Here is a 9,293-nt window from a genome sequence, read left to right as displayed (position 1 = left end):
TCGGCAAACAACTCCGCATTCAATTCTCCCCCTTTAGTGAAAACTAATTCATCCGACCTACTTAGCGGCATCGATTTGCAAGGCAAGACGCTGGCTCCGTCCATCATTGACCAATACGAAGCAGGCATCAAGAACGAGTTGTTCAAAGGGGCATTGTCGGCCAACGTGACGGCTTACCAGATTATCAACAGCAACCAGGCCCAAACCATCTTGCCTACCGACCCGCGCTACGACTTAAACCGCCCAGCTGCCCAGGAATTGGCCGGTCAGGTCACCAGCAAAGGCGTGGAGGTAGACGTGCAGAGCCGCCCCATCAATGGCATTTCGCTTATTGCCGGCTACAGCTACAACAACACGGCTTACACCAAAAGCAACATTTACCAGAATGGCAGCCGCTTGCGCTACAACCCCGCCCACACAGCCAACGGCAGCTTGTATTACACCTTCGGCAACGTGTTTGCCAACAATAACTACCTGCGTGGCCTGAGCGCCGGAGTTTCCGCCTACTATGTGGGCGACCGCCTCGCGGGCCGCAATAGCCGCAACCTGAATCCTGCCACTGGCAAGCCCTGGGTTGATGCCAATAATAACCCCATCGCCGACGCATTTAAAGTGATTTCCCTGCCCAATTACGTCCTCTTCGATGCCTCGCTGGGCTATGCCTACGAGCGGGTTTCGGTCCGCGTAAAACTGGCCAACCTGCTCAACGAGCTGACTTACAACGCGCACGACGACAATAGCATCAACCCCATTGCTCCCCGCAATTTCTCTGCTACGCTGAGCTACAAGCTGTAATACCCATCATGAGCCCGACCAAGTTCCTTTTTCGCACCATTCACCTCTGGCTGGGCCTGGGTACCGGGCTGCTTATCGTGTTTGTCTGCCTCACGGGCTGCGTGCTGGCCTTCGAGCAGGAACTGGAACACACGTGGTACCCGGCACGCTATTTCGTGGCCCCGGCGGCTACGCCCCGCCTACCATTGGCGCAATTAGCCGAGGCCGTGAAGGCCAAAAAGCCTACAGCCAAAATCAGCAGCTTCAAGCTCTACGCCGACCCCACGCGCACGGTGGAAGTAAGTCTGGCCGGCGGCGAAAAAGGCGGCAAAAGCGGTACTGAAGGTGGCAAGGGCCAGGAGCGCAAGCGGGCTGATAGCCGTGCTGTCATGTCAGGCAAAGCACCAGAAGGCACTGCTGGTCGTGTGCCCGGCGCTGGCAAGGCCAAGGCTCCCGGCAAAGGTGGTAAGGGCAAAAGCGAAGGCGGTGGCCTGCGCGTATTCGTAAACCCGTACACCGCGGCCGTCACTGGCGAACTGAACCCGCGTGACAACTTCTTCAAAACCGTGGAGATGCTGCACCGCGGCTTGGTGGCCGGCCCCGTGGGCAAGCTAGTGATGGGCGTGAATGCCACCATATTTCTGTTCATCCTAGGTACCGGGCTGGTGCTGTGGTGGCCCACCGCCCGCAAAGCCCTCGCACCGCGCCTGCAGGTGAAGTGGGGCAGCAGCTGGAAGCGCCTGAACCACGATTTTCACATCTCGCTGGGCTTCTACGCCTCGTTGTTTCTGTTCATCATGGCGCTCACCGGCGTGGGCATGTCGTTCGATTGGGTAGGGGAGGGCATCAACAAGCTCACCCACTCGCCCCTGAAGCGGCCCGAGCCGCCCACCTCGGCTGCTCCCGCCGCCGGCGCCGCCCCGCTCACGGCCGATGCCGTGCTGGTTCTGGCCCGCCAGCAGGCGCCCAATGCCGAAACCTACACGGTGCAACTACCCAAAGAGCCCACCGGCAGTATTCGGGTGGCCGTGCTACGCCACGGCGCCGTAACCGAAAACGCCACCGACGAAGTGTATCTGGACCAGTATTCGGGCCAGGTTATTGGCAGCCAGACGTATGCCCAGCGGCCAGTCGGCCAGCGCATTCGCGGGTTGTTCAAGCCGGTCCATACGGGCGCTATTGGCGGCTGGCCCACCAAGCTGCTGGCGTTGGTAATTGGTTTGCTTGGAGCAACGTTTCCCATCACCGGCACCATTATGTGGCTGAACCGCCGCCGCAAAAACCGCCGGAAGGAACACCTGCAAGCGGCCTAGCTTGAACACCGGAACGGTGCCACAGGAAGTATGCTTTTCTAGGCGAATGTCTCCCAGCCCAGCTTCAAAATAAACGCGCTGACGACTACCAGAAACAGCACCCGCACGAAGCCAGTACCCTGGCGCATGGCCATGCGGGCCCCCAGCGTGGAGCCCAGCACGTTGCACACCGCCATGGGCAACGCTACGTGGTAGAGGACCTGGCCCGTGGAAACGAAATAGGCCAGCCCAGCAATGTTAGTCGCCACATTCACCACTTTGGCTGAAGCCGAGGCTGCCAGGAAATCGTAGCCAAACAAGCCCACGAAGGCAAACAGCAGCAAGCTGCCCGTGCCCGGCCCAAAAAAACCGTCGTAGAACCCGAGGCTGGCTCCTAAGGCTATGCCCGTCCACAACTCGCGGCGGCCTTGCAGGCGCGGCGCGTGCAGGCTGCCAAAGTCCTTGCGCCAGAAAGTGTAGGCGGCCATCAGTACCAACAGGGCCAGCACCAGTGGTTTCACCAAGTCTTTGTTGAGGCCGCTCACGGCGCGGGCCCCCAGCAACGCAAAGCACCCGGCCACCACGGCCGCCATCGCCACCGTGCGCCAGCGAATGGGCACGTCCGTTAGCCCCCGCAAGTAGCGAAATGCCGAGGCCGACGTGCCCGCCAAACTGGCCACTTTGCCGGTGCCCAACACCGTGGGTACCGGCGTGCCTTTGGGCAGCAGCAGCAGCATGGCAGGCAGCTGAATGAGGCCGCCGCCGCCCACCATTGCATCGATAAACCCGGCCAGAAAGGCGAAAAAGCAAAGCAGTGGGAGCGTAGCCATCATGGCGCGAAGGTAAGGATGAGGCCCGGGCAACGAAGGTGTGTAATGGCAATATGCAGTACGTTTTGCCGTTGGTGAAGCTTCATCCAAACCCCAATTGCTATTTATGCGCAACTACTTCTTTCTCGCCGCCTCGATTACCCTCGGTTCGTGTCAGGCCTGGGGGCCGGCACAGCCCCCGCGCCAGGTGCGCAGCCTGGGCTATGGCAGCGTGGCCGTGTACCCCGACTATGCCGAACTCACCGTCGACACCGAATTCACCCGTCCCAAACTGAAGGATGCGGTGGTGGAAGTTGAAACGGTGGTCGACCAGGTGCTGGCTTTGTCCAAGCGCTACGCCCCCGGAGCCAACGATGTGCGCGTAAGCAGCACTTCTTCCAACAAAGAGTTCGACTACGTGCGGGGCAAGGAAGTATTTACTGGCTTCAAGTCGGCGCAGTCGGTAACCGTGCGCCTCAACGACCTGCGCCGCCTTGCGCCCTACCTCGAAGAGCTGCTGGCCACCCGCATCAGCCGCATCAAAGATTTGGAGTACGGCCACAGCCGCGCCGACAGCCTGCGACGCGAAGCCGATGCCCTGGCCCTGACCGATGCCGCCCGCACCGCCGATAAAATGTGTGCTGCTCTGCACGTGAAGCGCGGTGCCGTACTCGAAGCCAGCGATGCGTCCAGCCCCGAGAGCGACGAAAGGGACAGTTGGGGCTCGCCGCGGGCCAATATTGAGCTTTACAGCAAAGGCTTCGGGGGCGCGGCTTCAAAACCAGCCCCGAACTGCTACGCTTCCGCAGCACTTGCCGGCTTACCTCGGCGCTGGAGTAGTAGCCTGGTTGGTGCTACGGACCGGTCGCTGTAGCCGGGGCTTAAAAACACCTGAAACGAGGCTGCTTATTTATCGGCAAAAACAATCGCATAAATTATCACTGCAACCAGTGGAACGAAGATGGCCAGGCAAATGAGCAGCGTCTTGCGAATACTCTTGGCCGGGTGGCCTTCGCGGTTGAGCAGAAACTCCGGCATATGCTTCCAGCCCCATCGCACCAGCATGACTAGCAAAATGGGGTTCCGCCTACCATGGCATCAATAAACCCCGCCAGAAAAGCGAAAAAGCAAAGCAGTGGAAGCGTGGCCGTCATGCTGCTAATAATGGAGCGTTCAGCAGCGAATTAATATGCAGAGTGCTCACCTGCTGCTTCAGCGCCAATTACAATTACGTAAACGATAAAAGCAGCTATTGGTAAGGCGATTAACAGACAAATCAGCAGTGGCTTACGGATACTTTTTGCTGGAAAAGCGTCCTTGTTCGGGAGGTTTTGTTCAAAATAGGCATTCAGCCCATACCCTCCGACCAAACCGATGATGAGCCCAATGCTGTTGCCACCCATACGAGCTGGCAGGAAAGAGGTGAGCCAGACCATGAGCACCGTATAGCCGATGCCGCCCCACAGGGAGACGCGCGCTGCTTTAGGCTGGCCAACATGCCGAAAGTTCTGCGCAAGCATAATACCCCCCGCAATGGCGCTGAATACTATAGAAAAGCCGCGAATAGCACGCGACGAGTAAAGAGCAGGGATAGCGGCTGAGGATTGTTCCACACAGTTTAGAAGTACAGTTTAGAACGGCGGCTCCTCACCGAAGCTGTTACTTTTCGGAAAGGGCACTGGCGACTCGTTAATCTTCGAGCCCAGCCGGATGGTATTCGGGGCAAAGCTGCTCGGCTCGCTATCGAAATTGCTGGCGGGCAGGGCCATGGGCTGGTAGCCGCTGTCGAAGCCGCCGCCTACGCCGTCGAGGTCGGCGAACTTGGTGAACTTGCCGATGAACTTGAGCTGCACGGTTTCGAGCGAGCCGTTCCGGTGCTTGGCAATGATGACTTCGCCCACGCCCTGGGTCGAGTTGCCCTCGGCGTCCTGGTCGAGGCCGTAGTACTCGGGGCGGTACAGGAAGATAACCATGTCGGCATCCTGCTCGATGGAGCCCGATTCACGCAGGTCGCTCAGCTGGGGCTTCTTGTCGCCGCCCCGGGTTTCTACCGAGCGCGAAAGCTGTGACAGGGCCAGCACGGGCACGTTCAGCTCCTTGGCAATGCCTTTTAGAGCCCGCGAGATACTAGCAATTTCCTGCTCGCGGTTGCCACCGCGGCCGTCGGTGTTGCCACTCATCAGCTGCAGATAGTCGACGATAATCATCTGCACGTCCTTCTGCGAACGCAGGCGGCGGCACTTGGTGCGCAGTTCGCGGATGCTCAGACCCGGCGTATCGTCAATGTAAATTGGGGCAGCTGAGAGGGCCGTGATTTTGTGGTTGAGCTGCTGCCACTCGTGGTCGGCGAGACTGCCTTTCTTGATTTTCTCAGAGTCCAGCTCTGCCTCCGCCGAAATCAGACGATTGACGAGCTGCAGCGAGGACATTTCCAACGAGAAAATCGCCACCGCTTTCTTGAAATCGACTGCCGCGTTGCGCATGGCCGATACCACAAAAGCCGTTTTGCCCATGCCTGGCCGAGCTGCAATAATCACTAGGTCAGATGGTTGCCAACCGCTGGTAACGCGGTCCAGCGCGGTGAAGCCGGTGGGTACGCCGGTGAGGCCGTCGGCCTGGTTCTTCTTTTCTTCGAGCTCCTTGATGGCTTTGCCCATCAGGCTGCGCATGTCGTCGAAGTTCTTGCGGATGTTCGATTCAGAAACCTCGAACAGGGCTGACTCGGTGTCGTCGAGCAGCTTGAATACGTCGGTGGTATCTTCGAAGGCATCGCGCTGGATTTCGCTCGAAATCCGAATCAGCTCGCGCTTGATGGCGGTTTCGGTGATGATGCGGGCGTGGTATTCGACGTTGGCAGCCGAGTTCACCTTGAGGGTGAGGTTGGCCACGTAGAAGGGGCCGCCGGCGGCTTCGAGCTCGCCCATCTCGCGCAGCTCGTGCACCACGGTGAGCTGGTCGATGGGCTCCGACTTATCAAACAGCCGGATTACGGCCTTATAGATGCGCTGGTGCGCGTCCTTGTAAAAGCTCTCGGGCTTGAGCAGGTCAATCACCGAGGTGAGGGCATCTTTCTCCAGCATCAGGGCGCCGAGCACGGCCATTTCGAGCTCGGGGGCCTGGGGCGGCAGCTTGCCGGCCGCGCTGGCGTTTTGAGGAACCACCATACCGCCCCGATTATTCCAGGCTGCCTTAGCGCGGGCAGCGGATTGTTTCAGGCGGTCGTCCATCTGGTCGGGCATAGGGGAGGGTGGCTGGCTAAAGGTAACGGATAGCAGGGGGCAACAAGGCCGGCCCCGGAAATAAACCCGGGCCGGCCACGATATACACAAAGCTAACCCCGGCAGCGGAGAAAAGATTGGCTTGCGCCCCCGATTCTTTTGGGCCGGCAATGGCGGCGGCGGCCGGACCTTTGTACTTTCGCGGCCCTTTCTTCCTAGTTGTCAGTTACTCGTTGTTCGTTGTCAGGCGGCGGTTAATTGCTGGTGATTTTCGAACGGCCCCACCCGAAGTTCCATCCCGATAACTGACAGCGAGCACCTAACAACCACACCAATTTGGAATCCGCCCCTAGCTCCGCCCCGCACCCCGAAGCCATCCACCTCATTGCGGTGGGCGGCAGCATCATGCACAACCTGGCGTTGGCCCTGCACCGCCGCGGTGCCCAGGTGACGGGCTCCGACGACGAAATTTTTGAGCCTGCCAAGGGCCGTCTGGCTGCCGCCGGGCTGCTGCCCGAGCAGGAGGGCTGGGACCCGGCCCGCATCACGTCTAGCCTTGACGCCGTCATCGTGGGCATGCACGCCCGGCCAGATAACCCCGAGTTGCTGCGCGCCCAGGAGCTCGGCCTGAAAATCTATTCTTTCCCGGAGTACATCTACGAGGCCAGCCGCGACAAGCAGCGCATCGTCATCGGCGGGTCGCACGGCAAAACCAGCATCACGGCCTGCATTCTGCACGTGCTGCGCTACCACGGCCGTAAGTTCGACTACGCGGTAGGGGCCCAGCTGGCCGGTTTCGATTTGATGGTGCAGCTGACCGAGGATGCGCCGATTATCATCATCGAAGGCGACGAGTACCTGTCGTCGCCGGTCGACCGGCGGCCCAAGTTCCACCTCTACCAGCACCACATTGGGGTGATTTCGGGCATCAGCTGGGACCACATCAACGTGTTTCCGACCGAGGAAATCTACCGCGAGCAGTTTCGTATTTTCGCTGATATGACGCCCAAGGCCGGCGTACTCATCTACGACCGCGACGACGAGCAGGTGCAGCTGGTGAGCGTGCCCACCAGCCCCGACGTCACCTACATTGGCTACGGTCCGCACGAGCACGTCATCCGCGACGGGCGCACCTACCTGCTCAACAAGAAGGACGAGGAAGTGCCCGTGCAGGTGTTTGGCGAGCACAACCTGCGCAACATTTCGGCGGCCAAGGAGGTGTGCAAGCAGCTGGGCATCAAGGGCAAGGACTTCTTTCGGGCGGTGGCCACGTTCCCCGGCGCGGCGCGGCGCCTGGAGTTGGTGCGCGAAGGCGCGACCTCGGTGGTGTACAAGGATTTTGCCCACGCCCCCAGCAAGCTCAAAGCCACAGCCACTGCCCTGAAAAAGCAGTTTCCGCAGCGCCACTTAGTGGCTTGCCTGGAGCTGCATACCTTCAGCAGCCTGAACCCGGCGTTTCTGCCGCAGTACGCGCACTGCTTCGATGCGCCCGACGTGGCGGTGGTGTACTTCAACCCCCACGTGCTGGAGCACAAGCGCCTGCCGCCGCTGGCCGCCGCTACCGTAGCCGATGCCTTTCAGCGTCCCGACATCAAGGTGATTACCGACAGCGTCGAGCTGGCCGCCTTTCTGCGCGAGCAGGCCTGGGCCAATGCTAACCTACTGCTCATGTCGTCGGGCACGTTTGATGGGCTGGATTTGGCTGAGCTGGCTAATGTTATAGCAGGCTAATTTTGACGAGATGATAACATATAACTGCCAATGCCGATAGAAATATTAGGTTTTTTAAGTATTCACTCTTGCATCTTCAATCATTTCACTCTTCCTTTTTACTTATGAAATTAAAAACAGGCTTGTGGGTATTCCTGGCACTGTTTGTAGCTTATTTAATATTTGCTACGCTGACTACATATCTAGCCAAGCCCCGTGTGCTGAAAACGCACGTTGTCAGCACTTCTTCCTTTCCTGCGGACAGTGTTCGAACAGATTCGATTAAAAATAAATAAACTTTTCCTTTCCTAAAACAACCCTTTCCACGCCCTACCTACGTCGTCTAGAAACTGAAAAAATCTTTAATGACAAAAAACCAGGCTACGACAAAATAGTTGATATCAGAATGGAGATAGGAGATATCGCCATCCATGATTTCATCGTTGAACTTGCTTGGCGTGAATCGATTCCTAAGGCAGATGCCTTGAGTGTTGATGGTTACAAAAAAGTTACCAGTGCAACCGTTGAAATCTATGAAGCTGGGTTTGGTTGGTCAAAAAACATGCCTGCACCGGGCGCAGTAGGAGAAGGAATCATTAAGTGCTGGGACCACTTCATTAAATTTGAAAAATGCTTTATCATTAATTTGACAATTCCTTCTCCCGGCGGCGTTCTGGAGAAAGTTGGAATTTCAAGAATTATTCCTGTTAGAATTGCCGGTGTTTTTGATACAAGAACTCTCGTTGCAAAAATTGATTTGGACGAGTTTTAGGATGAATAAACATATTAAAAAAAGCCCGCTACTCAGCGGGCTTTTTTGGTTCAGGTGGTTTTGTTGAGCGCTTCTTGTCGGTGGTGATGAGCAGGGCCAGGGCAGTGAGCGCGGCCCGTAGCAGCCATTTGTTGCGCGTCTTCATCGGGCCCGGGAAAAAAGGGTGTTGTTGCTTTCCACTTTCAAGTCGCAGGTGGCGCCGCTGATGCGCTCGCCGCAGGTAGTACCCACGATGCGGCCGTTTTCGAAGTTGAAGAAGCACAGCGGGCAGTTGCTGCCCGTGATGGTGTAGCGCTCGGCGTTGGGGCGCAGGTAGTAGGTGTTGTCGCCGCCCGTGTTCAGGGGCAGGGCCATGGCCCGGAACTGGCCGTTGCGCAGGCCCATCCCGATAACGTAGTAGGCAGGAGCAGTGCCGCCTTCGGTTGGGGCCTTGCGCACCTGAACCTTGTCGATAACGGTACCATCGTGGAACTGCCGGATGAAAGCGCGGGCCAGCTCGCTGCGGGGCGTCACGTATTCGGTGCTGCTGTCGGTAAAATGCACGATTCGCCGGCTCTCGGGTGCTTCAATGGTGGCACCTTTGAGGCGGTTGGGGGTGCCGTATTCGTTGGCTGAGGGCTTCATCGATTCACACGACATGGTCAGCAGCAGCACCAACAGGCTTAATAGGCCCAGGCCAAGTAATCGAGGAATAAACTTCATGGCAGAATAAGGTGAA

11 protein-coding genes are annotated in these 9,293 nt (G+C 58.1%); 6 read left to right on the top strand and 5 right to left on the bottom strand.

All coding sequences use genetic code 11. From position 1 onward, the window contains the following. Positions 1–36 precede the first annotated feature (36 nt). Complete coding sequence (locus ABD837_RS17515) at positions 37–795, top strand: TonB-dependent siderophore receptor (protein WP_345057047.1); 759 nt, start codon at positions 37–39, stop codon at positions 793–795. A gap of 8 nt (positions 796–803) precedes the next feature. Beyond that, complete coding sequence (locus ABD837_RS17510; protein ID WP_345057045.1) at positions 804–2,087, top strand: PepSY-associated TM helix domain-containing protein; 1,284 nt, start codon at positions 804–806, stop codon at positions 2,085–2,087. A 38-nt stretch (positions 2,088–2,125) separates the two neighbouring features. On the opposite strand, the gene ABD837_RS17505 is transcribed toward ABD837_RS17510, so the two are convergent. Further along, a complete protein-coding gene (locus ABD837_RS17505; protein WP_345057043.1) occupies positions 2,126–2,899 on the bottom strand; it encodes a sulfite exporter TauE/SafE family protein in 774 nt (257 codons plus the stop codon). A gap of 103 nt (positions 2,900–3,002) precedes the next feature. Between ABD837_RS17505 and ABD837_RS17500 the strand changes: the two genes are divergently transcribed. After that, the gene (locus ABD837_RS17500) at positions 3,003–3,749 is read left to right on the top strand and encodes an SIMPL domain-containing protein (protein ID WP_345057041.1); all 747 of its coding nucleotides are present in this window, start codon (positions 3,003–3,005) and stop codon (positions 3,747–3,749) included. A 32-nt stretch (positions 3,750–3,781) separates the two neighbouring features. Here ABD837_RS17500 and ABD837_RS17495 read toward each other — a convergent pair whose 3' ends face one another. The 3 genes from ABD837_RS17495 to dnaB all read right to left on the bottom strand — a co-directional run bounded on the left by ABD837_RS17495 (position 3,782) and on the right by dnaB (position 6,039). After that, positions 3,782–3,940, bottom strand: coding sequence for a hypothetical protein (locus ABD837_RS17495; protein ID WP_345057039.1), 159 nt, complete (start codon positions 3,938–3,940; stop codon positions 3,782–3,784). Between the two features lie 119 nt (positions 3,941–4,059). Beyond that, positions 4,060–4,488 (bottom strand): hypothetical protein, encoded by a 429-nt coding sequence (locus tag ABD837_RS17490; RefSeq protein ID WP_345057037.1) that lies wholly within the window; start codon positions 4,486–4,488, stop codon positions 4,060–4,062. 18 nt (positions 4,489–4,506) lie between these two features. Beyond that, positions 4,507–6,039 carry a replicative DNA helicase gene (dnaB, locus tag ABD837_RS17485; RefSeq protein WP_345057049.1) on the bottom strand — a complete coding sequence of 511 codons (1,533 nt, stop codon included), beginning with the start codon at positions 6,037–6,039 and terminating at the stop codon, positions 4,507–4,509. 390 nt (positions 6,040–6,429) lie between these two features. On the opposite strand from dnaB, the gene ABD837_RS17480 reads away from it, so the two are divergent. The 3 genes from ABD837_RS17480 (at position 6,430) to ABD837_RS17470 (ending at position 8,575) form a co-directional block, all read left to right on the top strand. After that, positions 6,430–7,824, top strand: coding sequence for a UDP-N-acetylmuramate--L-alanine ligase (locus ABD837_RS17480; RefSeq protein WP_345057035.1), 1,395 nt, complete (start codon positions 6,430–6,432; stop codon positions 7,822–7,824). Between the two features lie 104 nt (positions 7,825–7,928). After that, complete coding sequence (locus tag ABD837_RS17475) at positions 7,929–8,099, top strand: hypothetical protein (protein WP_345057033.1); 171 nt, start codon at positions 7,929–7,931, stop codon at positions 8,097–8,099. A 110-nt stretch (positions 8,100–8,209) separates the two neighbouring features. Further along, entirely contained in the window at positions 8,210–8,575 is a 366-nt protein-coding gene (locus ABD837_RS17470; protein WP_345057031.1) for a hypothetical protein, read from the top strand. A 141-nt stretch (positions 8,576–8,716) separates the two neighbouring features. Here ABD837_RS17470 and ABD837_RS17465 read toward each other — a convergent pair whose 3' ends face one another. Beyond that, positions 8,717–9,277 carry a ubiquitin carboxyl-terminal hydrolase family protein gene (locus ABD837_RS17465; RefSeq protein ID WP_345057030.1) on the bottom strand — a complete coding sequence of 187 codons (561 nt, stop codon included), beginning with the start codon at positions 9,275–9,277 and terminating at the stop codon, positions 8,717–8,719. Positions 9,278–9,293: the final 16 nt, after the last annotated feature.

It is taken from the genome of Hymenobacter glaciei (genome assembly GCF_039539585.1).
Classification (GTDB): Bacteria; Bacteroidota; Bacteroidia; order Cytophagales; family Hymenobacteraceae; genus Hymenobacter; species Hymenobacter glaciei.
This window is presented reverse-complemented; position numbering and strand designations above follow the sequence as displayed.